The following is a 26,527-nucleotide window of genomic DNA, read 5'->3' as shown; positions in this document are numbered from 1 at the left end:
ATTGGATTCTTCAAGGCATGCCCCCCTTTAGTCGCATTGCCCTTTTGGCCACCGTACTCCTGCTCTCCCTGGCAGCCTGCAGCGCTCGGCCCGCCGGCTCCGTCCAATTCGCGGCCTCCGTCCAGCAGGCCCTCTCTTCCCAGGAGGTCTCTCGCGTCAAGGTGACGCTCTCCACGGCGGAGATGCCTCCCCGCGTCATCGACCTGGGCCGGTCCAACGGCTCCTGGGGCGGACTCATCGGTGACATCCCCGCTGGCGCCAATCACTCCTTCCTTGCCGAGGCCTTCGACGCCTCCGGCACCCGGCGGTTCCAGGGCCAGACTTCCGGCGTCACCATTGCCGCGAACCAGACCACCACCGTGGTCATCACCCTCCAGGAGCTTGCCCCACCCGCTCCGTATGGCAATGAAGCCCCCCTCATTGACTCCGTCGTCGCCTCCACCACCACGGTCCAGGCTGGCGGCTCACTCTCGCTGACCGCGGCGGCCCATGACCCCAACACCGGGGACACCCTCACCTTTGCGTGGACGGCCTCCAGCGGCACGTTCTCCGCCCCCACGGACGGCGCCTCCTCTTGGACGGCGCCTTCCGCGTCTGGCATCCAAACCCTCGTCTTCACCGTGACGGACTCGCAGGGTGCCGCCGCCTCCGTCTCCCTCGCCGTCAACGTCGTCTCCAGCACCCCCACCGGCGACGCGGCCATCGACGTCTCCTTCAACCTCTGGCCGGTGGTCTCCAAGGTCTCGGCCTCGCTCAGCCGGCTCGATGCGGGGCAGTCCACCGCCGTCTCCGTCAATGCCTCGGATGCGGATGGCGATGCACTCTCGTACCAGTGGGCCGCGACCTGCCCCGGGACCTGGACGGATGCGACTTCCAGCACCGCGTCCTTCATCCCCTCCTCCGTTCCAGCCAGCGCGTGCAACAACTGCCGGCTCACCGTCACGGTGCAAGACAACCGGGGTGGGCAGACCACGGGCTCGCTCAACCTCTGCGTCGCGGCCTCATCCACCGAGCGCTTCGCCCCCCTCCTCACCCAATTCTACCAGTCCGCCACCTCCGCCTCTCCAGGCCAGACGGTGACCTTTGACGTCACGGCCATGGACCCGCAGTCCAGCTCCATGACGTTTGCCTGGACCGCCAACATGGGCTCGCTGTCCGCGGTACAAAGCACCGCCAATACCAGCCAGGTCGCATGGACAGCGCCCTCCTGCGCGGTGACGGGCCCGCCCCCCTCCATCACCGTGGTCGTCACCAATGCCTACGGCATCTCGGCCTCCAAGGCCTTCTCCCCCTCCGGCCTGCGAACATGCGTGACCGGATGGTCCTTCGCGGGCCTCATGGCCACGGGGCGCTACAACCACACCGCCACCCTGCTCGCCTCCGGCAAGGTGCTCGTCGCCGCGGGCTACAATGGCGGCACCTCGTCAGAGGTATACGACCCGGACAGCAACGGCTGGTCCTCCGCGGGCCCCATGGCCATGGGCCGCTTCCATCACACGGCCACCCTGCTGTCCTCTGGCAAGGTGCTCGTCACGGGGGGCTTCAATGGCAGCGCCCTGGCCTCCGCGGAGTTGTACGACCCGGACACCCACGGCTGGTCCTTCGCGGGCCCCATGTCCATGGCCCGCTACCAGCACACCGCCACCCTGCTCCCCTCCGGCAAGGTGCTCGTCACGGGGGGCTACGGCAATGGCGGCGCCCTGTCCTCCGCGGAGCTGTATGACCCGGCCACCGACTCCTGGTCCTTCGCGGGCCCCATGTCCATGGCCCGCTACCAGCACACCGCCGTCCTGATTCCCTCCGGCAAGGTGCTTGTCACGGGGGGCCTCGATGGCAACTCACTGGCCTCCACGGAGTTGTATGACCCGGCCACCAACGACTGGGCCTCGGTTAGCGCCATGAGCACGGCCCGCTACCAGCACACCGCCACCCTGCTCGCCTCCGGCAAGGTGCTGGTCGCCGGGGGATACACTGGCTACTTCGCCGCCTCGGAGGTGTACGACCCGGCCACCAACGCATGGGCCTCCGCCGGTACCATGGTCACAGGCCGCGCCCTCCACACCGCCACCCTGCTCACCTCTGGCAAGGTGTTCGTGACAGGGGGCTTCAATAGCTACCTGGACTCCACGGAGCTGTATGACCCGGTGACCCACGCCTGGTCCTCCGCGGGGTCCATGGCCACGGCCCGCAACCAACACACCGCGACCCTGCTCTCCTCTGGCAAGGTGCTCGTTGTAGGCGGGTTCAATGGCGGCGCCCTCTCCCACACGGAGACCTACGCGCCTTGAGCGCGCACCTTCGTCACCTCGGGGCGTGAGGGCATTTCGAGCTGGGCCTGCACGAGCCGCGTGTAGGCCCCGCCTCGTGCGAGCAGCTCCGCGTGCGTGCCCTGCTCCACGATGCGGCCCTTCTCCATGACAAAGAGGATGTCCGCACCGGCCACGGTGCTCAGGCGGTGGGCGATGGTGACGCGGGTGCAGGAGAGGGATTGCAGCGCCTGTTGCACGCGCCGCTCGGTGACGGCGTCCAGCGCGCTCGTCGCCTCGTCCAGGAGCAGCACCGAGGGCCGACGCACCAGCGCTCGCGCCAGGGCCAACCGCTGCCGCTGCCCTCCGGACAGACTGGCCCCCTGGTCTCCCAGGGGCGTGTCGTAGCCCAGCGGCAGCGCGAGGATGTCCTCGTGGATGCCCGCGCGCGTCGCCGCGTCCACCACGGCCGCCAGCGGGATGGACGGATCCGCGAAGGCGATGTTGCTGCGCACCGACGCGTTGAACAGCCGCGTGTCCTGCACCACGATGCCCAGCTGCTGGCGCACCGAGTCGCTCTCCAGCTCCGTCAGGTCCATCCCGTCGAAGAGCACCCGCCCCGCCTCCGGCCGGTACAACCCCAACAGCACGCGCGCCAGCGTGGACTTGCCACCACCGGAGGGACCGACGATGGCCGCCCACTGCCCCGGGGCGATTCTCAGCGACACGTCCTGCAGGGACGGTGACTCCAGCGCTCCGTAGCGGAAGCGGACGCCCTCCACCGTGATGCCACCCGCCAGCTTCGGCGCGGGCCGCACCTTTCGCGCGTCCTGCTCCGGAGACGTCTCCAGCAGGTCGTCGATGCGCTCCATGTAGCCGCCAGCGAGCTGCAACTGCCCACCCACCGCGACCAGGGAAGCCAGGGGAGCCAGCGCGCCCAGCGCCAGCGCCTGCGCCGTCAGCATCGCCCCCAGCGTCAGCTCACCGCGCAACACCTGCCACAACCCCGTGCCCAGCAACACCGAGGGCGCTCCCACCTGGAGCCCCGCCGCCAGCGCGTCCACCACGCCCTGGTAGTAGCGCTTGCGCGAAGAGGCATTGAGCTGCCTCGTGTAGAGCTCCTCCCAGTGCCCCACCGCCTGTCCCTGCGCACCCGAGGACTTCAGCACCTCCAAGCCGGACAGCATCTCCACCGTGAAGTCCTGGGACTTCGCCTGCGCGTGCATCTCGCTGGCCAGCAGCTCCTCGCGCCGCCGCCGCGTCAAGAACAGCACCAGCACCTGCGCCGCCGCCACGGCCCCCACCGCCAGGAGCAGCGGCCGGCTCAGGCCCGCCAGCATCCCCACCGAGGAGAGGATGAGCAGCCCGTCCAGCATCACCGCCAGCGTGGCCCCGCCCAGCGCCTCGCGGATGATGGCCAGGCTGTTGATGCGCATCATCAGGTCGCCCGACGAGCGCTGCTGGAGGAACGCATACGGCAGCGACACCAGGTGCCGCACCAACTGGCCCGCCATGCCCACGTCCAGCTCCACGCGCAGCCGCACCAGCAGGACCGAGCGCAGCGACGTGGCCAGGACGTGGCACACCAGCACCAGCCCCACGCCCACCCCCAGCGCCGCGAGCAGGCTCGTGTCCTGCCGTGGCACCACCCGGTCCACCGCCATGCCCGTGAGGAACGGGAGCACCAGCGACAGCACCTGCAGCACCAGCGACACCGCGAAGATGCGTGTCCAGTTGCCTGCGTGCCCGCGCAGCAGGGCTGGCAGGCGGCGCAACAGGGCCGGCCGCGTGTGGCCTCCCCGGAGCGCGGACGTGGGCTCGAACAGCAGCGCCACGCCGGTGAAGGCGTCGCGGAACTCGTCCCAGGACAACCGCCGCCGCCCCAGCGCCGGGTCCACCACGTCCACCCCACCCCGCCACAGCCCGTCGAAGACGACGTAGTGGTTGAACTCCCAGTGGAGGATGGAGCCGCGGTCCAGCGCGGGCAGCTCGTCCAGGCCCAGGCTCACGCCACGCGCGTCCAGACCGAAGCACCGCGCCGCTTCCACCAACGCCAGCGCGTGCGCGCCACCGCGCCCCGCCCCCACCGCCCCGCGAACCTCCGCCGGCCGCGCCGGAGCGCCATGGTACGCCAGCACCATGGCCAGGCACGTGGGGCCGCAGTCCGCCGCGGTGAACTGCTGGAGGAACGGCACCCGGCGCCACCGCCGCCTCAACTCACGCCACGCGCCCATGCCTCACCTCCGCCCGCCGCGCGCCTGCGCCCACAGCGCGGCCGCCAGCGACTCCGTGCCCACCTGCACTTCGACCGTGCCCGGGGTGCCCGGCGCGTCGCCGCCCGCCGACGAAAGGTCGTGGGCCCGGACGAGCACGCCCGACGCCAGCCTCCCGAGCCCCCCGTTGAACGCCTCCGGCACTCGTGTCTCCGTGTCCACCCACTCCACCGCGAAGTCGCGCGCGCCCTGCGCCATCTTCGCGCGCACGCGCAGCCCCGGACGCAGCGCGCCCTGGTGCTCGGCGGGCACGGAGAAGAACAGCCGCGTCCGCAGGTCGCTCCCGGGCGACGGATCCATGGGCGAGCCCTGGGACAGCGCCTCCACCACTCCCGGGACGCTCACCACGCGGGCCACCGGCACGCGCGTCGCGAAGAGGCCCAGGATGGCGAGCGCGCCCCCCAACGGCAGCGGCAGCCAGCGCACCCACCGCGGGTGCTCCAGCCGCACCGGCTCCGCGGCGCCCCCGCGCGCATGACGCTCCAGGGCCTCGCGCCTGAAGGGTGTGTTCCCTTCCTCAGCGGCCATGTCCCGACTCCAGCGGCGGGCGGAAGGACGCGAGCAGCATCCGGTCCCACGCCGGCTCCTCGTCGCTGATGGCCGCCAGCAGCGCGAGCGCGATGCCCACCGAGCCCGTCAGGAAGCTGGCGTTGTCCTCCACCCGGTCCGGGTAGATCTCGCGAGGGAACCACACCGCATAGCCACCGACGCCCTCGCCGGGCACGCGCCGCGCCAGCAGCCGCGCGAAGCACTCGCGCGCCTCGCGGCCGAAGGCCTCCTCCCCCGTCAGCCGGTACATGCGGTGGAACAGGTGCGCCAGCCCCGCCTCGCCGTGGCACAGCCCGCCGTCCATCACCTCGCGCGTCTCATCGGGCCGGCGCACCGCGCGAAGGCCCGTCTCCACCGCCACCCGCTCCCACTCCGCGTTGCCCACCGCCCGCGCGGCCATCAGCAGCGTCGCGGCCACGCCCGGATCCCCGTAGCACCACGCCCCCCGCGACACCTGGGAGCGCCGCACCTCGTCGTCCGCGTAGTAGGCGAAGGCGGACAGCGAGCTTGGGGGCTGCCGTTGCGCGAGCAGCCACCGCACCGCCTCCTCCAGCGCGGGCCCCACCCGCGCCCGGTCGATGTCGTGCGCCCACGCGGCCGCCAGCAGGCCCACCACGCCTGGGTTGCCGTGGGCCACGCCCAGGTTGTAGCCGCCGTCCTGCTGCTTCTTGCGCGTGGTCGTGGGGATGAGCTCCGGAGGAGTCCGCCACGCCCGTCCCTGCGGCCCCAGCTCCGACACGGCCAGCAGGTGGTGGACGACGCGCTCCAGGCACCGGCGCGCCCGGGCCCCCGGCAGCCGCTCCAGCGCGAAGACGCCCAGCCCCACCAGCCCGGCGATGAGATCGTAGTGCTGCACCCAGTGCTCGACGCCCAGGGTGTCCTCCAGCGCCGTCTCCACGTCCTCCAGCAGGTCTTCCTCGGCGCCCAGCAGGTCCGGCAGCAGGTTCGCGCCCAGGTGGTGCATCACCCACGCCACCTGGACGAAGCCGCCATGCAGCGCGGGGCGCATCCCCCGGCGCCCCACCTCATCCAGCGCCCCGTCCAGGAAGCGCGCCGCGTGCTCCGGGTCATCCCTCCCGGGCCACACGCGCGCCAGGTAGCCGTGCAGCAGCGCCTGACTGGACAGCCGCTCCGCGATGCGCGCGCCCTGGTGGGTGAAGGGCTTGTGAAGCTCGGTGGTGATGGCGCGCACGGTCTCCGCGGCCTCGTCCGCCAGCGAGCCATTGAGCAGCGGCCACCACCGGGGGGCCGCCTGAGGGGGATGAATGGATTGGGCCATCATGGGCGGGGCTCCTGCGCGCGGGCGCGCGCGAGCTGGGACTGGTACGTCCGGGCGAGAAAGTCGTAGAGCACCAGCTCCTGCGCGCGCGCCGCCGAGCGCAGCATCCGGTTGGCGTGCATGTGCAGGTGGGTGGCGGCCACCGCGGGCAGCGCCACACCAAGCCGGCCCTCGCGCAAGGCCGCCTCCATGCGCCGCCGCAGGGGGGCGAGCCGCTCCGAGCGCTCGCGCAGTACGGCGAGGCCCTCGACGAGCAGCGGGCTTTCTTCCGCGTCCGGAGCCCAGGCCGCATCCAGGGCGGCGCGGGCCTGGCGATAGCGGGCTCCGAGCTGGTGCGTGAAGGCCGTGTCCATGCGGAACTCCCGCCCGAAGTAGTCGCGGGAGCGCTCGGCCACCGTCAGCTTCGCGCGAAGGTCCAGGCCCAGGTCGCCCAGCAGCAGATCCAGGCCCCGCAGGGTGAGCTGCCACCGGGCCTCCGCGCCCGCGTCCCCGTCCAGCAGCGCCAGCAGCTTCAGCACCGCCTCGCTGTCCGCGTGGAACAGCTCCTCGGCCAGGGTCATGCCCTCCGAGCCGCCGTGAGGCGCTGGACCCGTACTGGGACGTGGCGGTGCGCACGCATGGCGCGCTGGCGGAGGAGCTGCGCCCGGTGTTCAAGGAGTACATGCGCCAGGCGCTGCTCATCGACCGGCGGGGACAGGTGAAGGACCCGGAGCACCGCTACTTCCTCGCGCTCCTCTTGAACGTCGAGCGTGGCGAGCACATCCAGCAGCTCGTGCGCCAGCGCTTCCCGGACCGGGATCCGGTGGACCTGATCATGAAGTGGGTCACCGCGCTGACGCAGCCGGCGGAAGGCGGGGCCCGGTCGCGCGATTCGCTCGGGGTGCCACTGGACGAGTCCGCCCTCATCGTCTTCCGCGAGCTGCTCCATTCCCGCGGCCACGCGGAGGTGATGGCCCGCCTGAAGGAGACCTTCGACGACGACGAGGTGGACGGCCAGTCGGACGACATCGCCGCGCTGGCGGCCTCCCTGCGCGAGTCCACGCTGTTCCGGCCCCTCTTCCGGGGCTGAGCAGGCCCGGCCGGCAGTGGCCGCGCGTCAGCCCTTACCCTTCGGGCGGCTCACCGTGTACATGACGATGTTGTGATCCGAGCCGCCGGTCGGGCCGGCCCTCACATTCGAGACCTTGCACCCGTAGGACATCGCATAGTCAATCTTGCCGTGGCCATGGCTCTCCACGCCGCCGTGGGTCTTCATGCCCGCCTGCTGCGCAATCCAGCCGGGTGACCACTTCCCCTTCGTCGACGCCGGCTCGTTCCAGTCGCCGCCGATGAGCAGACCCTCGTCGGGGTTCTTCGCGATCTTCCGATTTGCGAAGCCGAGCAGCTTCTCGGAGAGCGACTTGTAGGTGCTCACGCGGTTCTTCGGCCCGACGGGCTCACCGCCCTTCCAGTCGACCGAGGGCGGCTGGTGGGCCGAGACCACCTGCAGCCAGCCCGCGAGCTTGACCGCGGTGGCCGCCCGCGGCGGAGCATGGCCACCGCGCACGGTGGTCCATCCGCCACCCTCGCCCTGGATGGACGTCTTCTGCCCCTGGAGCAGGCTGTCCTTCACGAGGATGCCCGTCTCGCCATGGTCCTTGGCCCCGGGGAAGGTCACCAGGTGGTAGCCAGGGATGTTCTCCAGGGCCTTGTGGTAGCCGTTGATCTCCTGGAGCTGGATGAAGTCGAGCTTGTTCTTCTTGGCGAAGTCGCCCAGCCACTTCTTCACGTCTTGGGGATTGCGGTCGCGCTCGACGTTGTAGGTCGCGCCCTTGAGCTGCGACGGGGTCTTGCCCTTGCTTTCGCTGCCGCCCGTCTGGCTGGCCTGGGCGGTGGGGGTGGTGCCAGTGCTGGTGCGCTTCAGCGAGTGGTCCATCCGCTCGCCGACGACCCCCTGCGGCTTCCCCTCCCAGCCGTTGTCGCGCTTGTAGGCGACCACCGCCCTGGCGGTCTTGGCGTCGAAGCGGTCGTCAGCAGCACCCTTGAGGTAGCCCGCCGACTTCAGGCGCTCCTCGACCTTCTGAACGCGGTTGCCAGTCGATCCGACGTGGAGGGGGCGGTGGTGGGAAGTGGTTCGCATGATTTCCCTGATTCTCGCCCATCGAGAGGAAATGTTTCTTCGGTTCCTGCCTGCATGGCCAGGCTTGCCGCGCTGCGACAGGGAAGCCCGGTTCCGTAGGAAAGGATTCAAAGAACGAAGGTCTGGCTCGACACGGGCGTGCGGACCCTCCACATCCAACCGCTCACGAAGGGAATGACACGATGAGCGCTGGAAGCTTCATCTGGTACGAGCTGATGACCCATGACCCCAGCGCCGCCGCCAGCTTCTATGGCGCGGTCGTTGGATGGAAGATCCCCGACCCGCCCGCGCCCATGCCGGGCGGAGTGGACTACCGCATGATCATGCGCGGCGATGGCGGCTCCGCCGGCGGCGTGCTGCGCCTTTCGCAGGACATGGTGCGGAATGGCGCACAGCCCTGCTGGCTCGGCTACCTGCACGTGGCCGACGTCGATGCGTCCCTCCGGGCCCTGGTGGCCGATGGTGCCAGGGTGCTGATGCCGCGCATGGAGCTGCCCGTCGGCACGATCGCGATGGTGGCCGATCCCATGGGCACTCCCTTCTACGTGATGGCGCCGATTCCACCGCCCGGCAAGCCCGAGGCGAAGAGCGACGTATTCGACGTGAAGGCGTCGCAGCACATTCGCTGGAACGAACTGGCGAGCCCCGATCTCTCGCGCGCCAAGACGTTCTATGCGAAGCACTTCCACTTCCAGTTCAACGACGTGATGCCCATGGGCCCGATGGGCGACTACTGCTTCATCGACCACGACGGCGTTCGGCTTGGCGCCATCATGCAGAAGCCCGCCGCGGGCCCCGGTCCCACCGGCACCTGGCTGTTCTACTTCGGCGTCTCCTCGGTAGCCGAGGCGCAGCGCGCCATCACCGCCAATGGCGGCAAGGTGCTGCAAGGTCCGCACGAGGTGCCTGGCGGCGACTGGATTGTCGTTGCAACGGACCCCGCCGGTGCCGCATTTGGCGTTGTAGGACACAAGGGCGAGTGAGCCCAAGGAGCGCAATCATGACGACCCCCGTGAACAAGACCGTCCTCTGCCTCTGGTACGAACGCAGCGCTGAAGAAGCGGCGGAGTTCTACGCCCGCACCTTCCCCGGCAGCTCTGTCGGCGCCAAACACCGCGCACCGGGCGATTACCCGGACGGCAAGGAGGGCGATGTCCTCACGGTGGAGTTCACCGTGCTGGGCTTCCCCTGCATCGGCCTCAATGGCGGTCCCACGTTCAAGCACAGCGAAGCCTTCTCGTTCCAGATCAGCACGAAGGATCAGGAAGAGACGGACCGCTACTGGAATGCCATCGTCGGCAACGGCGGGCAGGAAAGTCAGTGCGGGTGGTGCAAGGACAAGTGGGGCATCTCCTGGCAGATCACCCCCGCCGCCCTGACGGACGGCATGAGCGATCCGGATCCGGCCGCGCGCAAGCGGGTGTTCGCCGCGATGATGGAGATGCAGAAGATCGACATCGCGAAGATCAACGCGGCGCGCAGGGGTTGAGGGAGGCCCGGCGCATCCGTGAGCCGGCACACGGACGAGAACCGCGCCCCTACCGGCGCACCTGGGCGCGGGCAATGAGCGCCCCCCGCGTCACACCGGCCTGCTCGAAGTGTTGATCCGCGGCAGGACGGACGAAGCGGGTGACAGCCCTCGCCAGCCTCGCCGTGGGCAAGCCTGTAGCAGGCTGGCTTAGAGCCAGGGCCTCAGCCGCTCCCGCAGCGTGCGCACTCCAGGCCACGCCTGCGCCAGCGTGCGGTAGAGCGGCCGGCCGAGCCGGAGCGTGGCCTCCGCCCATTCCGGAGGAGTGGCAGCCGGGGGCTCCGGGGGCGCTGGCGGCTCCGGAGGCGCTGGCGGCTCCGGGGGCGCTGGCGGCTCCGGGGGTGGGGGCCGCGAGGGGCCAGGCGCTGACGCCGCTTCGAGCGCCGCGGCGCGCAGCGACTGCACGCGGAGGGCCTGCTCCTGCTCGCTCTCATCGCCTTCGACACACCTCAGGCTGACGAAGAACTCCAGATCCCCTGGAGGGGTCGACGAGAAGTCCGCGAGCTGGAACGGGAACATCCCCAGCTCCGCCAGTGTGGCCGCGGCCTCCAGGAAGGAGCGCGGAGTGAAGACCCAGCAGTGCACGTCCGTGTAGCTGGTTGAGGCCACCGCTTCCTGGGACTTCTGCAGCGCGTTCTGGAGCGTGCCGGAGCACGGGAGGCTCTCCGCGTCGATGGCGCAGTTCCACATGGCCTGCGTGTCCACCTGGCAGTAATAGGCCCAGAAGTCGAAGACCTGCTTCACCGTGGGGGCGGTGCGGCGCGACAGGAAGGCGTCCACCAGCTCCCCGGGGGTGCTCTCCGGGCGCTTCGCATCGAAGCAGAAGCGCTTGTCTGGGATGGCCAGCGAGATGATGCCGCCAGGACGCAGTGCCTGGCGCAGCTCCCCCAGCCAGCCCACGGGGTCCGGCACGTGCTCGATGACGTGGCTCGCGAGCACGAAGTCCACCCGCCGGTCGCCCAGCGCACCGGACAGCGTTTGCGACGAGAGGACCAGGTCCACATCCACGATGGTCGCGGTATCCCAACCGTGCCCCTCGTACTTGCGCCGGAGCATCTCGGTGGTCGCGTGGTCGGCATAGAGGATCCGCCCGGCGTCACGGGTGACGATTGGACTGGCGAGCGGCCCTATCTCCACCCCTTCCATCGTCGAGAGCTGGATGGCGCCCAGCAGTCGATCCTGACGAGACTTCACCTGCACCGGCTGCATCCACGCCTCCTCGTTCTCATCGCGGCCGACCACCAGGCCGGCACCCTCCAGCGACCTCCAGCAAGTCCTATCATGACTGCTGCTCCACACCCGTGCGGACGTGTGGGATTCTCCGCGGCGGTTTCCGGCGGGCAGGTGCTTTTCTACCCAGACGGCTCACCAGACACGCCAATCGTCAGCCTGACTGGCCCGGAGCGGCGAATCGGGCTGCGACTTCAACTCGCTCATCAATCGCTCCAGCATGAACAACAATCTGGATGAACCACGCACCTGGAGCGCGGACAGCCGCTCCAGGCAGGCACGGACCGAGCTCAGTTCCCCGCGCGCTGGCGCCGCCGGGATGTCCCCGCCAGCAGGGCCAGGCTTGCCAGCAGCCACGAGGCATCCCCCGGGCCCGCCGAGCACCCGCCCCCCTCACCAGGCTCCGGTGCCGGGTCCCTCGGGAGGTCGACCGTCCAGGAGTGGCTCGCCGGCGTGGCGTCCGCGTTGCCCGCCCCATCTCTCGCGCGCACCTGGAAGGCGTGAGCGCCCGAGACCAGGTTGGCATAGGTGACCGGCGAGGTGCAGTCCGTGAACTCAGCCGCATCCAGGCTGCACTCGAAGCTGGCACCGGCGGAGCTGGTGAAGGTGAACGTGGCCGTGGACTGGTTGCTCTTGCTGCCCGGAGCGGAGGTGAGCGTGGTGGCGGGCGCGGTCAGGTCCACCGTCCAGACGTAGCGGGCCGGAGAGGCATCCACGTTGCCGGCCTCATCCCTCGCGCGCGCCTCGAAGGTGTGGGTCCCCTCGCGCAGGTCGGCGTAGGTGGCCACCGGCTCGCAGGGGCTGAAGTCCGAGCCATCCAGGCTGCACTCGAAGCGGGCGCGCTCGTCGTTGCTCCCCAGCGAGAAGCTGGCCGTGGGCTGATTGCCGAGGCTGCCCGGCACCGACGTGAGGAGCGTGGTCGGCGCCGTCAGGTCCACCGTCCAGGAATGGGAGGCCACGCGGGTGTCCGCGTTGCCTGCCATGTCGCGCGCGCGCACCTGGAAGGAATGGCTGCCCTCGCGCAGGTTGAAGAGGGTCTCCGGCGAGGCGCACGGGGTGAAGGCCGCGCCGTCCACGCGACACTCGAAGCTGCTCCCCGGCTCGGTGGAGTCGAAGAAGAACATCGCGCCGGTCTGACTGCCGGAGCTCTCGGGAGCGAGGGTGATGAGGGTATCCGGTGGCGTCAGGTCCACCGTCCAGGAATAGGAGGCCGGGGATTCATCCACGTTGCCGGCGTCGTCGATCGCGCGCACCTGGACGAGGTGGGGGCCCTCCCCGAGGCCGCTGTAGCGCACGGGCGGCACGCAGGAGCTGAAGGCCGCGTCATCCAGGCTGCACTCGAAGCGGCCACCGCCCTCGTCGGAGCTGAAGCCGAAGGTCGCGACGGTCTGCCGTGTGGGATTGGCCGGCACGAACCCGATGAAGGTCATCGGGGCCGACAGGTCCACCATCCAGGAATGGGTGGCCGGGGTCTCATCCACGCTGTTGAGCGCATCCCGGGCTCGCACCTGGAAGATGTGGAAGCCCTGGCCCACGTAGCTGTAGGCGACCGGCGAGGTGCAGACCTCGAAGGACTCGTAGTCCATGCGGCACTCGAAGCGGGCGCCGGCCTTGTTGGATTCGAAGGCGAAGGTCGCGCTCTGCTGCTGGGTGGACGTCGCTGGAAACCCGGTGAGGGTGGTGTCCAGCGGCGTCAGGTCCACACGCCAGGAATGGGAGGCCGGGGATTCATCCACGTTGCCGGCCCCGTCCCGCGCGCGCACCTGGAAGGAATGGCTGCCCGAGCCCAGGTTGAAGAGGATCTCCGGCGAGGTGCAGGGGCTGAAGTCCGAGCCATCCAGGCTGCACTCGAAGCTGGCCCCCTCCTCACTGAAGAAGCTGAAGGTGGCCGTGGCGCCGGAGGGATTGGCCGGCGTGGAGGTGAAGAGCGTGTCCGGCGGTGTCAGGTCCACCGTCCAGGAATGGGAGGCAGGGGTGGCATCCGCGTGGCCGAACGGGTCCACCGCGCGCACGCGGAAGGTGTGGGCGCCCACGGCCAGGTTGGCGTAGGTGGCGGGCGAGGTGCAGGGGTTGAAGTCCTCGGCGTCCAGGCTGCATTCGAAGCGGGCGTCCACATCGTCGGAGGTGAAGGCGAAGCTCGCGCCGCGCTGCTGGGTGGAGGTGGGGGGCGTCGTGCCGAGGCGGGTGTCCGGCACCTTCAGGTACAGCTCTGCGTCGTCGGCATAGAGGCTGCCGCCGCCGATGGACGCCCCGCCCGCCACGAGCACGCTGCCATCCGCCAGCAGCGTGGCCGTATGGTCCCAGCGGGGCTGGTTCATGGCACCGGTGACGCTCCAGGTGCCGGTGACGGGATCGTACAACTCGGGCTGGATGAAACCGCCGAAGTAGTCCGTCGGCCCACCCGCCACGAGCACCTTGCCATTGGCGAGCACCGTGAGCGTGAAGTAGTCGGACCGAGACCAGGCCAGTGAGCCCGTGAGCGTCCAGGTGCGGCTGGTGGGGTCGTACAGCTCGGCCCTGGCCGAGGAGCCCGAGCCCACGCGCCCACCCACCACGAGCACCTTGCCCCCTTGCAGCAGCACCGCACGGTGGTCGACGGAGGACGTCGAGAGCGAGCCGGTGGCGCTCCAGGTACCGGTGTCCGGGTCATACAGTTCGGCGTGGGCGAAGCTGTAGCCGCCGCTTCCGCCCGCCACGAGCACCTTGCCATTGCCCAGCAGCGTGGCCGTGTGGCCCGAGCGGGCACGGAGCATCGGGCCGGTAGCGCTCCAGGTGCCGGTGGCCGGATCGTACAACTCGGCGCTGATGTGATGGTTTTCAGACCCGGCCCACCCTCCCGTCACGAGCACCTTGCCATTGGCCAGCAACGTGGCCGTGTGGTGGGCACGCGCCTTGGCGAGCGAGCCGGTGGCGCTCCAGGTGCCGGTGGCCGGATCATACAGCTCGGCATTGGCCAGATAACTGGAGTCTAACCCTCCCACCACGAGCACCTTGCCATTGGGCAGCGGCGTCAGGGTGCCGCTCGAGTGGCGCAGGGCCATGGAGCCGGTGACGCTCCAGGAGCCGGTGGCCGGGTCATACAGTTCGGCGCTGGCGACGGGGCCGGTATGATTCTGCCCACCCGCCAGGAGGACCCGCCCATCGGGCAACGGCGCGGCCATGTGCGAGAAGTGGGGCAGGAGGAGTGCGCCCGTGACGGTCCAGTTCCCCCCGGCGGGGTCCAAAGCCAGAGGTGCTTCTGACACCTGGGGCTCCTTGGCCAGGGCCTCCCCTGCCCCTCCGGCGAATCCGATACACAGGAGCACGGTCAGTGGCCCCATGAGGTGCATCCCCTGCCACGTCTGCCTCACTCGAAGCTTGTTCACGAACGCTCCCCCCGGATGACGAGCCCACACGGACTCGACATTGACGGAACGACAACCGGAGGAATCCGTGAGGCTCTCGCTCTCTCACCCCGGGGTTGGGGACGCGACGCACCCTTGCAATGCCTTGCACTGGACACCTGGGATGGCGGCCCTGCGCTCCCTGATGCACAACGGACCTTCCAGGCAGGAAGCTCCACTTCTCCCCTACTCCAGGAAGCCGAGGGCCGTCACGCATGGACACCACAGGCGAGCCCCCCTTCATCTCCACCGGGCAGCTCCCCGCCGCGGAGCGGGTCCGGGCGTTGGTGGACGAGGCCTACCAACGCCACCAGGGGAACACCGAGGGACAGTGCTCGCAGGTCTACCCGGCGCTGGCGAAGGTGGATCCCCGCCTCTTCGGCGCGTGTGTGGTGGGCATCAACGGCAGCAGCCATGGGGCCGGGGACGTGGACCATCCCTTCTCCATCATGAGCGTCTCCAAGCCGTTCCTCTTCGCGCTCGTCTGTCAGGCTTTGGGGCCTGAAGTGGCCCGGCGCAAGCTGGGGGTCAATGGCACGGGCCTGCCGTTCAATTCGGCCATGGCCATCGACCTGAGCCCGGATGGACGGACCAACCCCATGGTGAACCCGGGAGCGCTGGCGACCACGGGCCTCGTTCCAGGCAGCAGTCCGGAGGCCCGGTGGCGGTTCATCCATGAGGGGTTGTCGCGCTTCGCCGGGCGCCAGCTCGCGCTCGACGAAGAGGTGTATGCCTCCGCGCGGGAGACCCACCAGCGCAACCAGGGGCTCGCCTTCCTGTTGCACGGGCTGGGCCGCCTGGAGGCGGATCCGCTCCTGACGACGGAGCTCTACACCCGCCAGTGTTCCCTGGCGGTGTCCGCCAGGGAGCTCGCCGTGATGGGAGCAACCCTGGCGGACGGGGGCGTCAACCCGCTCACCGGCGAGCGGGTCGTCGACGAGGAGGTCTGTCATCACACGCTCGCGGTGATGGCCACGGCGGGGATGTATGAGACCTCCGGTGACTGGCTCTACGACGTGGGGGTCCCGGGCAAGAGTGGCATTGGCGGCGGCATCGTCGCCGTCGCGCCGGGCAAGGGCGGGCTGGGCACCTTCGCCCCGCTGCTCGACGCGGCGGGCAACAGCGTCAAGGGACAGCTCGTCGCGCGGTTCCTGGCCCCACGGCTCGGCTTGAGCCTGTTCATGTCACGGCCTCAGCCCAGCGCGGCCCAGACGTAGACGGCCGAGTACGTCTGCGCCTCCGTCCAGATCGCCTTGCCCGAATTCACGATGGTGGTGCAGTCGGCCAGCCACCGGGTGGACTCGAACTCGAAGACGCCGGGCGAGGCCGACACCGCCACCGGTTCGCTCGCACCAAAGGTCACCGAGCTGAGCGGCATGGGGGACATGTTCGTCGCGCTGAAGCGCCCGAAGAACGACTGGAGCAGCACCGCGGTATGCCTCAACGCCACCGGCGCGCCCGTCTCCACCCGCAGCTTCGTCTTCCCCCAGTTGATGTCATTGACGGTGTAGGTCGACTCGTCGGCGACGATCCCGAACCACGCGTTCTCCTGGGCCTCCCCCAGCACGAGGCCCGACGGGCTCACCGTGCAGTTGGAGGCGCCCTTGCCCGTCAGCGTCCCGGCGCCCGTGACGTAGGCGCTGCCCGGGGCGGTGAGGGACGCCGAGATGCCCGCCGACGCGCCCACGCCGCTGACGTCGTGGCTGCCCGAGGCGAAGTCGAGCTTGAAGCCCGACAGCACGGCGGCGGAGAACTCCGGCAGGGACACCACGGCCTCGGGCCTGGACATCTGCCCCGTCGCCAGCTCCTCGCCGCTCACGACATAGCGAGTGCTGGACTCGCCTCCGACCCAGGCGATGACGGTGATCCACACCCTGGCGGACGACAGCGGCGTGCCCGACACCTCCGCCTTCACCTTGACCTGCCGCCGGCTGTCCTCTCCCGCGTTCTCCCGCGTCAGCTTCACGCCGAACCCGGAGATGGCGGAACCCCCCAGGTTCCCTCCCGAAGCGCTGGTGGCGAAGTTGATGTCGAAGCGCGAGATGCCATACAGCGCGAGCCCCACGTCGCCCGAGAAGTCGAACGTCGCCGTGTCCCCGGAGACCACTTCCTTGCGGCTGAACTCCCAGCTCATGACTCACCTCCAGGCAGCGGCCTTGCGATTTCGGCGATGACGAACGCCGTCAGGTTGCTCGTGGGGGGCGGCGCGATTCCGTAGTCGTCGCCCGCGCGCGAGTTGAAGATGTTCAGGATGAGCGCCCCGGAGATGGTCTTCCCATTCGAGATGCTCAGCGTGTCGCTCGTGACGCCCGCCTCGAACAGCTCCAGGTCGCTCGTCTTGTCCCTCTCGAAGTTGATGTTCACGTTCTGAAGGAGCACCCCGGCCCGGCGCACCGTCTCGCCCGGGTTCAGGGTGGGCGTCACGCTGAAGGCGCACGTCACGCCGTCGCGCTCGTCGTCGACCTCCGTCCACTTGCTGGACGCCGTGTCGATGGAGAGGACCCGGTAGGACGTCACCCCGTCGGTGGACAGGAAGGCCACGTCCGCCGTCCCCGTCCGCTCCTCGTCACCGCTCTGGGCTGCCTTCCCGCTCACCTTCGCCTGGGCGCCTCCGGGCTTCTCCACGGAGGAGGTGAAGGACAGGCTGCTCACCTCCTTCGCGCTGCTGCCCGCGATGTAGAAGCCGGCGAGGAACGCGCGGGCCTCCGCCGACGCGGAGGCGATGGGGATGGCTTCTCCCCACTGCCCGGAGAGCCCGTAGAGGTTGCCCGCCACCGCCTGGTACGCGGGGTTCATCAGCCCGAGCACGGCGACCACGGTGATGCGCACGAAGCTGTCGTGCCCGCTGCCGTCCGTCGAGCAGGCCGCCTCCGCGCCATTGTAGTTGGTCATCACCAGTGACGCCGTCACGTGGACGGCGTCCTCGGTGAGGTTCGGCACCAGCGTCACGCTGGCCTGCCCCACCGCCTCGGAGGTGGAGCCGTTGTCGGCGTAGTACAGCCGGAAGTAGCTCAGCCCCGCCATCGCCCCGAGCACACGCTCACCCGGCAGCAGGTCCTCACTGAAGTCCACCTTCATGGGTGACGCCCAGGTCTTGTTCTTGGGCATCACCGCGGTCTTCACGCAGATTCGCATCGACTCCTCCTCTTCTCAGGAAATCCCAAAGGCGCCGACGAGCCGGCCGGACGGACCGAAGTCCATGGCACTCGAGCTGCCCATCACGCTGGGGCCGGTCATTCCCTCCAGCATCGCGCTGCCCGCGGATTCGAGCTTGCGCGTCACCCGTTCCTTGAGCTTGTAGCGGTTCTTGACGTAGCCGAATGACGTCCCGCCCACGCCCACGGTCAGCCCCCAGGCCCCGTCCAGGATGACGTTGAGGGCGTCCTTCCAATCCGTCCCGAACTCGTTCTCGCCGTAGACGACGAGCGTCACCAGGTTGGTCAGTGGGATCGAAACCAGTCCGGCGACGGTGTAGCCGATGGTGTTGCCCAGCGCGCTGTGCGGCAGGGCCACCATGAACTGCTGCCACGCGTCCTCGGCGGGGTTGAGCTTCTTCTGCAGCTGGTCCCAGTAGGTGGCCTCGGACATCCACTTCTTCGCCTTCGTCCCGAACGAGGCGTCCGGCTTCGCCGCGTTCTCTGCCAGCATCGAGGCCCGCTGCCCGAAGCCGCCCCGCACCTTCTCCTCGCGGCCCGCCCTGGCGCGTCCCTGGATGCCGCCGGAGATGCCCCCGCGGATGAAGCCGCTCACTCCGCCCACGATCACCGTGCCGGTGAACTCCCCCCAGCTGAAGTCGTCGGCGGTCAGCGCGTAGGTCATGCCGTTCCAGCCGGCCGCGGAGACCATGCTCGCGAGCGCGGACAGCCCCGCCGTCCGCCCCATCGTCGTCACGTCCAGGACCAGCCCCGCCACGGTCCCCGCGGCGGCGACGGCACCTGAGAACACGACGACCACCATCCGACCGCTGTCCGAGATAGCGCCCGTGCGGTCCACCCGCGTGGTCGGGTGGTTGCCCGCGTAGGTGTAGGGGCTGGGGAACTCGTCGGCCGGGTCCGGCGCGTAGAAGCGGCCCAGCACCGGATCCATGAGGCGGGCGTTGAGGTTGTAGAGGCCCGTCTCCGCGTCGTACTCGGCGCCGGAGAAGCGCAGGCGCATCCACGGCGCCGCGCCTGTCGACTCCCGTGCCGCGCCGAAGGCGGTGTAGCCGAAGCCCTCCACCAGCGTGCCCTGTGCGTCGAACAGCGCGCGCGTGGAGCGCAGCCGGTCGCTCGAGGCGTGGTAGCGGACGCCGTCGCGGTACACCAGCGGGCAGCCCGTGGGGCCCGGCACGTACAGCACGGTGCCGCTCTTCCCGCCCGTCACGAACAGCGGCTGGTTCTCACCCGGGAAGCGCACCTCGCGCTCCTCGCCGCCGGGGCCTCGCACCCGGGTGGCCACGCGGACGCCGTCGGCGTCGTAGGCGTACTCGACGGTGCTCGCGTCGCTGGCGCCGGGGCGGATCTGGATCCGGCCGGGCAGCGCCATGCCGGGCGAGTAGGTGAAGTCCAGGTCCACCGGTCCGGTGCCCCGGGTGCGGCGCGATGACACCGTGCCGTCTGCCCGCCAGGTGAACGCCGTCTCACTGCCGTCCGGCCACGCCACCGTGTCCAGCCGGTTGCCGCCCGGCACGTACGACAGCTTCGCGCCGGAGAGCTCGTGGATGTTGCCGTTGAGGTCCTCCTCGTACTGGAAGCGCTCGGCGGCGTCGGTGCCCTCCACCGACTGGGAGGTGGTGATGCGGCCCAGCCCGTCATAGCCATAGGCGAGCTGCTCCCGCTGCGTGCCGATCACCGCGCTGGTGCCACGCACGTTGCTGTCGGGCGCGAAGGTGTACGCCTGCGTGGCGATGGTCCCGGCGGAGGCGGTGGATTGCAGCAGGTGGCCCGGCGAGTCGTAGGCCATCTCCCAGTTCACGGGGCCGGAGCGGCCCGTCCGGACCCGCGCCATCGCATCCCACCCGAACGACGCCAGCTCCGTGCCCGCCTCGTCCTGGATGGAGGTGATGTTGCCCTGGACGTCGCGGCCGTAGCGCAGCGGCCCGGGCTGGGGGAACAGCTCCAGCGGCAGCCCCAGCCGCACCAGCGCGTTCGTGTTGTCGTAGCCGAACGTCACCTCCAGCGGCGCAGCCTCCTCGCCGTCGTCCCACGTCACGCGCAGGGTGCGTGCCTCCGGCTGCCCCAGCGGCGTCCAGCGGTACGAGGAGTCCACCGTCGCGGGCGCGCCAGTGTCCTGGGAGCGGGAGCCCACCAACTGTCCCAGCGCCAGCGCGTCCCAGCCGTCGCCGTCGTAGCGCCACACGCCCGTCGTCACCGCGCCCGAGCCCGGATCCGTCAGCGGCCAGCCCGGGAGCTCCGCCCGCTCGAGCAGCAGCGGTTCGTTCCATTCGGCCGTGACGTGGCCGCGCGCCGTCATCCGGCTCATCGCGTCGTAGGTCGTCCAGGTGATGCGGCCCTCGGCCGCGTCCGCAGCGGTCTGGGCGAAGCGCGCGCGCCCGCCCCGGTCATGGACGTAGCGCGTCTCTCCCGCGTCGGGGGTGGACTCGCGCAGCAGCCGGCCCAGGCAGTCGTAGTCGCGCACGATGGCCGCGTCCGTGCCGTTCCGCCAGCCGTCGGGGAGGATGACACGCGTGCGCGTGCCCGTGGACTGCATTCCCAGGTCCATGGCGGAGACGTACGTGGAGTCGTCCGGCAGCGGCACGAGCACGGCGAGCGCGGCGTCCTTCGCGTCACGCACCTTCAGCCGCCGCTCCCCCACGGGGGAGATGAACGTGGTGACGCGGAAGTCGGTGGCCGGCAGGTCCAGCCCCGGCAGCACCGCCGCGTCGGACGCGTAGCGCACCTTCGCCGTGGGCCGTGAGTCCTCCGGCGTGGTGTACGGGTCGACGATGGCCCACGCGGCGCCCGGCAGGCCCACCTCCACGGTGCGCCCCAACGGTGACGCTTCCAGCAGGCGCCGCGAGTACGGGTAGCCGCCGTCCGCGGAGCGCCCCGCCTCGCCATTCCAGTAGTCCGTCGCGTCGCCGGCCATGACGCCGCTGCCCGCGAGCGAGTCCTGGAAGGCCGGCAGGTCCACCAGCCCCGTCCGGTAGAGCAGCGGGGCCAGCGCCGCGCCCGAGCCGAAGTCGCCGGGCACGGACTTCGTCTTCACGATGGTGCGCCCCAGCGCGTCCTCGATGAGCTGGTTGACGAGGTACGTGTCCCCCCCGAGCGCCTGGAGCTGACGGTCCGCGCCGGTGGAGTCCTGCAGGCGCGCTTGAATCACCGGGCCCTCCATCCACGCCAGGTTGCGCAGGCCGAGCGCTCCGGTGCCCGACGTGAGCGCCGCACCTCCGCGCACGCCCGCCGCCACGGAGAACACCAGGCCGCCGTCCGTCCAGAACAGCAGCCGGCCTCCCGTCACCACCAGCAGCAGCGAGGCCGGGCTGGAGGCGCCCGGGCCCACGGGCGAGACACCCTGCCCGCCCACGTCCAGGCGCCAGCCGCCGCCGTCCCACGAGAGCCGCGCGGCGGTGCCCACCGTGAAGCCGAATCCCGGCGACAGCAGCACCGGGCCCCCGTCCACCGCGGTGGGCTCCACGTAGAGGGCCCACGCCTCCGTCTCCGGCGCGGTGGCGGTGAGTGACGCATCAGGGGTGCCCTCATGCAGCAGCAGGCCCGCGTCCGCGCGCCAGGCGCCCTCCGCCGAGGGCGCCCATGCGTCACGCCACGCCTCGCCGTCGCGGAACGTCTGCATGCTGCCGTCGCGCGTGGCCTGGACGACCAACTGGGTGTTCGGGTCCCCCGGATTGAAGGCGGCGTTGCGCTGGCGGGAGCTGAACTCCAGCTGCACACCCTTCAGCGCCCCATTGGCGCGCACCTGGCCCACCATGCGCCGAGTGGGGCCATAAACCGCCCGGGACGTCAGGCCTCCGGGGCCCACGTTGGCCGTCAGCTTGTGCGTCCCCGGCTCGAAGGCCTGCGCCATGACGTTGGCATCACGCGGGTAGAAGCCCACGTCGTCCACCCACAGCTCGCCGCCGCCGGCCTCGACGCGCAGCCGGACGGAGAGCGGGCCGTCGGACGCGAGGCGCGCGGAGTGCTCGCCCAGCGCGATGGCCGCCTGCACCCAGGTCCAGCGCCCGGAGGTGTCGTCCAGCGCGAGCCGGAGGGGCTCGCCCACCACCGTGCTTCCCGAGGTCACGGTGATGATCAGCACGGGTGACGCACCGGCCGCAGCGTTGCGGGGACGCGCATACCAGCAGCCGGCGACGTAGGTGCGCGCGTTGTCGGCGGGCGTCAGCGGTGCGCGCTCCACGGCGGCGTCACCCCCTGGCAGCCACGCGCAGCGGACGCCGGTATGGGCACGCTCCGAGGTGACGGCGGCGCCTCCGGTGAAGGTCCACGCGTTGAGCGGCTCCTGCGATTCGAAGCCGGTGGCGTCTGCCTCCTGCGCGGCCAGGTCCGCGTTCGTCACCATCAGCAGGGGCAGTTGCCCGGTGGCATCCACCCGCGTGGAGTGAGCCACGCCCGATGCGTCCTTCGACAGCGTGGCGATGCCCCGGCCGTCGCGCGTCAGGATGCGCGTGCGCATGAACCACTCCGGGGGAACGGTGTCCGCGCCGAACGGGAACCGGGCGCCGTTGGAAGCCGTCGGGCCGCCCCAGTCGTAGCGGGCGGACACGTCGAGCACCGTGCAACCTCCGGCCGTCTCGAAGGGACCGTAGGTGGTGGCGGCGCACGCGGACACGGAGTCCATGCCGTCCTTCGGCCACACCCGGGTGCGCATCTGCGCGACGGGGGTCAGCACGTTCTCCCACGCCAGGGCGCGCCAGGCGGGCACGGCGGCGGCGAAGGTGGTGGCCATCTCCGTCGTCCACGTCACGCCGTGGACGTCGCGTGTGTCGAACGACTCGGAGGTGGTGCCACCCGTCAGCGGCGCGGGGAGTCCTCCCAGGTAGCCATAGCGAGTCTCCAGCGCGAGGCCGTCCTGCATGGAGCGGATGCTCGCCGGCCGCACGTAGGCGCCATGCAGCATCACCGCGCTCCACGTTCCCTGGACCGCGTCCTGGAGCGACGTGAAGCCGGCGCGCGACGTGAAGACCTCCCAGGTGTTCGTCTCGCTGGCGACCAGGCGGCCGGTGTAGCCGCGCACCGCCGTGGGGGACTTCGGATCCTCGTCGCTGTCCACCGTGTAGCGGCGTTGGGTGGTGGGGTCCTCGACGGACCAGTACAGGTAGCGCCCGTCGACGCGGCGGGCTTCGTAGACGGCCTGGGCGGACAGCGCCGCTTCGGCCGGGAACAGCGCGCGCAGGGCCTCCGGCACGGGCGTGCCCGGCGGTACGTCAGGCGTGAGGCCCAGGGCGGCGGAGCCAGGCGCGGCGAACAGCGCGGCGCCCTCGAAGGTGAGCGTCTGGAGGGGCTGGCCGTCCAGCATGCTCAGGCCCTCGTCCGTGGCCCCGTTGTCGTAGGTCGTCACGGTCCGCCCGCCCTGCGCGGCGGACGGATCGTCACAGCCATCCCAGGCCGTGGAGCGGTAGTACTTGATGATCTCGCCGGACGGATCACACGCGGCGCTCACCCGGTCGAAGCTCCACACGGAGCGCAGCCGCTCGCCCAGGCCGGTGTCGATGGTCAGCGAGCGCACCGGGTAGTCCACCAGCGCGCCCTGGATGTCGCCGCCCACGAAACGGTGCAGGGTGAGGCTCGGCGCGCGCTCGAAGTCGGGCGCTGTCTGCGGATAGGTGACGAGGGTGGCGGGGCCGGCGGGGCTCTTGCCGGCGCGAGGTGGAGACACCAGTCCCTCGGGCGACAGGGGGCTGACGAACGTCTGGCCGGCGATGGTGGAGGTGGCCTTCGCGCGGCCGTTCTCCAGCAGCGCCAGGGCGATGCGCGCGGCGCCCTGCCCCGGAGGCAGCCGCCACCCCGCGAAGTCCGGGGCCGCATCGACGACGCTGAAGAAGTCCGTGCCTTCCGGTGCGCCCTCGTAGACGGGCTGCTCGCTCTCCGGCCCCTTCCAGCCGGGCGCGGCGCCGCGGTACCAGACGGTGTTGGAGGCGACGATGAAGTCCTCGCCGGTGGCCGCGGGGTAGCCGAAGTCCTCTCCTGGCGGCAGGGCCGGCATTGTCCTCGGCGCGCGCGCGAAGGTGCCGCTGTCGGCGTCGTAGGCGAGCAGGCGCGTGGTGACGCCATCCGCCACGTTGAGCACCTGCAACACCACGTCGCGCCCGTATGCGTAGGCCAGCCAGCCCGGCCGGCCGCGTCCCTGGTCGGTCAGCGCCTCGGAGGTGTTCCAGCCCACGCCATCGAAGCGCCACAGGTACCGGTCGGTGCCCACCAGCTCGTTGCCGGACACGGACGGCACCGGCGGCCATGAGGGCCTGGGCACCTGCGTGACGGAGGACAGGCGCAGGTTCTCCGCGTCCACGCCCTGCCCTGCCTGGAACTGGTAGTCCGCGTCCCAGCGGCGCACGCGCAGGGCGTAGCGGCCGGTGGCGCTGGAGTCCGTGGCCTCGCACCACGCCACCATGGATGGGCCGTCCGCCCAGGCCATCTCCGTCTGCCGGGGCCCCAGCTCCACGTCCAGGGAGCCGCCGTCGTTCCACCGGTGGTCGCCGTCCAGCCACGCCAGCGACACCGTCCCCTTGCCGTTGAGGTGCTGCCACAGCAGGTAACGCTCGCCGCGAGCAAGCACCTGCATCGTCCGTCCCCGCACCGCGGGCGCATCCCCGCCATTCCAGGCGCGCCGCTGCCAGTCCCAGGTGAGCCGGTAGAGGTTGTCACCGGCGCCGTCGAAGCCGGAGACGGTGGCCAGGAGGAAGCGCTCTCCGGCGGCGAGCCGGGCGCCCGTGGCCTGCGGGAAGGAGAGCCACGCGGTGCCGTCCCCATTCGAGTACGGCGCCCACTCCCACGTGCGCAGCGTGCTGCGCCGGAACGGGAGCACACGCACCTCGGTGCCGACGCGGAAGGTCAGCCCGAAGAAGTCCGAGGAGGTGGCGCCCGCGAGCGTGTTCGCGTCCAGCGCCTGCTCGCCCTCGTAGACGAGCCCCTCGCTGGGGGTGGAGCGCTGCCAGCGTCCCGTCCACGTGTGGACCTGGAGGCTCAGCCGCTTGCGCTGCGCATCCAGCCAGCAGGTGACGGCGTAGTCCGGCCCCAGCCAGACGAAGGGAGTGTTGCCGGTGGCGCCGAAGCCCGCGGGCGGCGTGACGGTCAGGTCCCGCTCGCAGATGTCCAGCGGGATGGCGCCGTCGTACGCGAAGGTGCCGGTGGCGCCCTCGGGATAGGTGACGCGCGTGAGCGCGCCCGGGTGGTCCGCGCCCTCCTCCAGCGCATAGGCGAACACGTAGCCGGGCAGGCTGCGTCCGGCCGGGTCCTGCTCGGTGATGCCCGTGAGGAAGCGCTTGCAGAGGTCGGCGGACGACGCGGCGGGTGTGCCGGGCACGGCTTGGGGCCGGGCGTAGTCCAGCGTCACGCGGTACAGCTCGCGGCCCGCATCGTCCAGGACTCGCAGCCGGTCCAGGTACAGCGTCTCGTAGCGGTCCTGGAAGGCGTTGGGGGTGGTGAGGTTCTCCGGCGGCACGCCGTCAGCGGCGGGCGCGAGCACCTTGTGCGGATCCTGGTACTCGTGGACGGTGGCCGTGTACCACTTGGGCGCGTAGTCCAGCGCCACGCTCCGGCCGCCCACGCCGGTGATGCGCGAGAGGTAGCAGGCCTTGGTGTACGGCAGCCCGTCGGAACCCACGCGCTGCTCGACGGTGGGGAGCAGCCCGTCCGCGCCGCGCTCGAAGGTGTTGTACGCGTAGGTGACGCGGTCGCCGTAACGGTCCACGCGCGCGATCAGGTTCCACGCGTGCGCGTACTGCGCCTGGCCTTCCCGGCGCGTCGAGCTGCCCACCCAGCCGCCCCGCTCGCCGCCGAAGCGCACGCCCCACTCGATGCCGTGGCCGGTGCTGGTGGCGAAGCCCTGGGAGGTGACGGAGACACCACCGCCGAAGACCCGCTGCGTTCCCGAGTCGTCCACCGCCACCCAGCGCTCGTAGGTCGGGTAGTAGCGCACGCGCCAGAAGCTGAAGTCCTGCGGCTCGAAGCCGAGTCCGCCCGCCGCCACCGCGAGCACCGGAGGACCGGCCGCGCCAGCCTGCTCGGACAGGACGAAGGACTGCTCGTGGAGGGGATCCTCCACGTCCCACGGACCCTGCCCGCTCACAGTGGCCTGCGGGGACAGCGGGAGACCGGCTGCGGCGAAGGCGGTGATGAGCTCCTGCGAGACGAGGGGCCCGCCGAGCCGCGAGCTCAGCGCCGCGTCCAGCAGCGCGCGGACCCACGGGCGGGTGGTGGGCACCAGCCGGTTGCGAGCGCCTCCGGACTCCAGGATGAAGCGCCGCGCGGCGAGCGACAGGGCGCCGTCGGACTCCGCGACGATCCGCTCGCGAGGGAGCATCCATCCCAAGCCGACCACGCCCGTGGGAGCGTCGAGGTTCCAGCGCGTCGCGGCGAGGTGGATGGAGCTGTCATAGGAGAGGCCCAGCTCCACCGCGAGCGAGTCGTCTCCGAGCTTCCCCGGGAGCTGGACCAGCGGGCGCTGGTAGCTCACCGATCCGCGGAAGAGGTTGATGCTCTGCCTGAGGGAGCCGACGTCGGTTGACGCGAACTGGGCAGGGCGCTGCGGAGGGGCCTGGTTGGGGGCGCGCGAGGAGGGCATGACGGTCCAGGGAGGGGATTTGATGAGCGCCCGTGATCAGCGGCGCTCAAGCCCGGGGCCTTTGCGTGGAACGTGCCAGCGCAGTGCGAGAGCGCACGCCTGGGGAACACAGGGATGAAGTACGGGATGGCGCGTTGCCTGGACACGCGCGTGCGTTCTGGCGGGACGCTCGGCGGCTTGGGGTTTCTGCGTCGGATTCGCTAGA

General features: G+C 70.7%; 14 protein-coding genes and 1 pseudogene. 5 read left to right on the top strand and 10 right to left on the bottom strand.

Going from position 1 to position 26,527, the window contains the following annotated elements:
• The first annotated feature begins 17 nt into the window (after positions 1-17).
• Entirely contained in the window at positions 18-2,288 is a 2,271-nt protein-coding gene (locus D7X30_RS10835; protein ID WP_120562816.1) for a kelch repeat-containing protein, read from the top strand.
• Here D7X30_RS10835 and D7X30_RS10830 read toward each other — a convergent pair.
• The 4 genes and pseudogenes from D7X30_RS10830 to D7X30_RS10815 form a co-directional block, all read right to left on the bottom strand.
• Positions 2,276-4,480: a peptidase domain-containing ABC transporter gene (locus D7X30_RS10830; RefSeq protein ID WP_120562815.1), complete on the bottom strand. Its 2,205-nt coding sequence runs from the start codon at positions 4,478-4,480 to the stop codon at positions 2,276-2,278. The two genes, D7X30_RS10835 and D7X30_RS10830, sit on opposite strands and share 13 nt — an antisense overlap.
• 3 nt (positions 4,481-4,483) lie before the next feature.
• Positions 4,484-5,047 (bottom strand): hypothetical protein, encoded by a 564-nt coding sequence (locus D7X30_RS10825; RefSeq protein ID WP_120562814.1) that lies wholly within the window; start codon positions 5,045-5,047, stop codon positions 4,484-4,486.
• A complete protein-coding gene (locus tag D7X30_RS10820) occupies positions 5,037-6,350 on the bottom strand; it encodes a lanthionine synthetase C family protein (RefSeq protein ID WP_120562813.1) in 1,314 nt (437 codons plus the stop codon). Before D7X30_RS10820 ends, D7X30_RS10825 begins: the two co-directional genes overlap by 11 nt.
• A pseudogene (locus tag D7X30_RS10815) lies at positions 6,347-6,910 on the bottom strand (thiopeptide-type bacteriocin biosynthesis protein); the annotation flags it as partial. The pseudogene D7X30_RS10815 and the gene D7X30_RS10820, both read right to left, overlap by 4 nt.
• 38 nt (positions 6,911-6,948) lie before the next feature.
• On the opposite strand from D7X30_RS10815, the gene D7X30_RS10810 reads away from it, so the two are divergent.
• Positions 6,949-7,416, top strand: coding sequence for a hypothetical protein (locus D7X30_RS10810; RefSeq protein ID WP_120562811.1), 468 nt, complete (start codon positions 6,949-6,951; stop codon positions 7,414-7,416).
• A 27-nt stretch (positions 7,417-7,443) separates the two neighbouring features.
• On the opposite strand, the gene D7X30_RS10805 is transcribed toward D7X30_RS10810, so the two are convergent.
• Positions 7,444-8,466 carry a peptidoglycan-binding protein gene (locus tag D7X30_RS10805; RefSeq protein WP_120562810.1) on the bottom strand — a complete coding sequence of 341 codons (1,023 nt, stop codon included), beginning with the start codon at positions 8,464-8,466 and terminating at the stop codon, positions 7,444-7,446.
• Positions 8,467-8,648: 182 nt separating this feature from the next.
• Here D7X30_RS10805 and D7X30_RS10800 point away from each other — a divergent pair, with 182 nt between their 5' ends.
• Together D7X30_RS10800 and D7X30_RS10795 are read left to right on the top strand one after the other, a co-directional pair.
• Complete coding sequence (locus D7X30_RS10800) at positions 8,649-9,449, top strand: VOC family protein (protein ID WP_120562809.1); 801 nt, start codon at positions 8,649-8,651, stop codon at positions 9,447-9,449.
• Positions 9,450-9,466: 17 nt separating this feature from the next.
• Positions 9,467-9,955: a VOC family protein gene (locus D7X30_RS10795; RefSeq protein WP_120562808.1), complete on the top strand. Its 489-nt coding sequence runs from the start codon at positions 9,467-9,469 to the stop codon at positions 9,953-9,955.
• A gap of 189 nt (positions 9,956-10,144) precedes the next feature.
• Here D7X30_RS10795 and D7X30_RS10790 read toward each other — a convergent pair whose 3' ends face one another.
• Together D7X30_RS10790 and D7X30_RS10785 are read right to left on the bottom strand one after the other, a co-directional pair.
• A complete protein-coding gene (locus D7X30_RS10790; RefSeq protein ID WP_120562807.1) occupies positions 10,145-11,236 on the bottom strand; it encodes a class I SAM-dependent methyltransferase in 1,092 nt (363 codons plus the stop codon).
• A 278-nt stretch (positions 11,237-11,514) separates the two neighbouring features.
• Complete coding sequence (locus D7X30_RS10785; protein WP_158619235.1) at positions 11,515-14,469, bottom strand: kelch motif-containing protein; 2,955 nt, start codon at positions 14,467-14,469, stop codon at positions 11,515-11,517.
• Positions 14,470-14,822: 353 nt separating this feature from the next.
• Between D7X30_RS10785 and glsA the strand changes: the two genes are divergently transcribed.
• Positions 14,823-15,824: a glutaminase A gene (gene glsA, locus D7X30_RS10780; protein ID WP_120562805.1), complete on the top strand. Its 1,002-nt coding sequence runs from the start codon at positions 14,823-14,825 to the stop codon at positions 15,822-15,824.
• Here glsA and D7X30_RS10775 read toward each other — a convergent pair.
• From D7X30_RS10775 to D7X30_RS10765, 3 genes are read right to left on the bottom strand one after another with little or no spacing between them, the layout of a single operon-like run.
• Positions 15,800-16,741 (bottom strand): hypothetical protein, encoded by a 942-nt coding sequence (locus D7X30_RS10775; protein WP_120562804.1) that lies wholly within the window; start codon positions 16,739-16,741, stop codon positions 15,800-15,802. The genes glsA and D7X30_RS10775 overlap by 25 nt on opposite strands.
• Positions 16,738-17,742: a hypothetical protein gene (locus tag D7X30_RS10770; protein ID WP_120562803.1), complete on the bottom strand. Its 1,005-nt coding sequence runs from the start codon at positions 17,740-17,742 to the stop codon at positions 16,738-16,740. The genes D7X30_RS10775 and D7X30_RS10770 overlap by 4 nt, the downstream gene beginning before the upstream one ends.
• Positions 17,743-17,757: 15 nt before the next feature.
• The gene (locus D7X30_RS10765; RefSeq protein WP_120562802.1) at positions 17,758-26,322 is read right to left on the bottom strand and encodes an RHS repeat-associated core domain-containing protein; all 8,565 of its coding nucleotides are present in this window, start codon (positions 26,320-26,322) and stop codon (positions 17,758-17,760) included.
• Positions 26,323-26,527 lie beyond the last annotated feature (205 nt).

Origin of the sequence: Corallococcus sp. AB011P, assembly GCF_003611605.1 — a bacterium.
Classification (GTDB): Bacteria; Myxococcota; Myxococcia; order Myxococcales; family Myxococcaceae; genus Corallococcus; species Corallococcus coralloides.
This window is presented reverse-complemented; position numbering and strand designations above follow the sequence as displayed.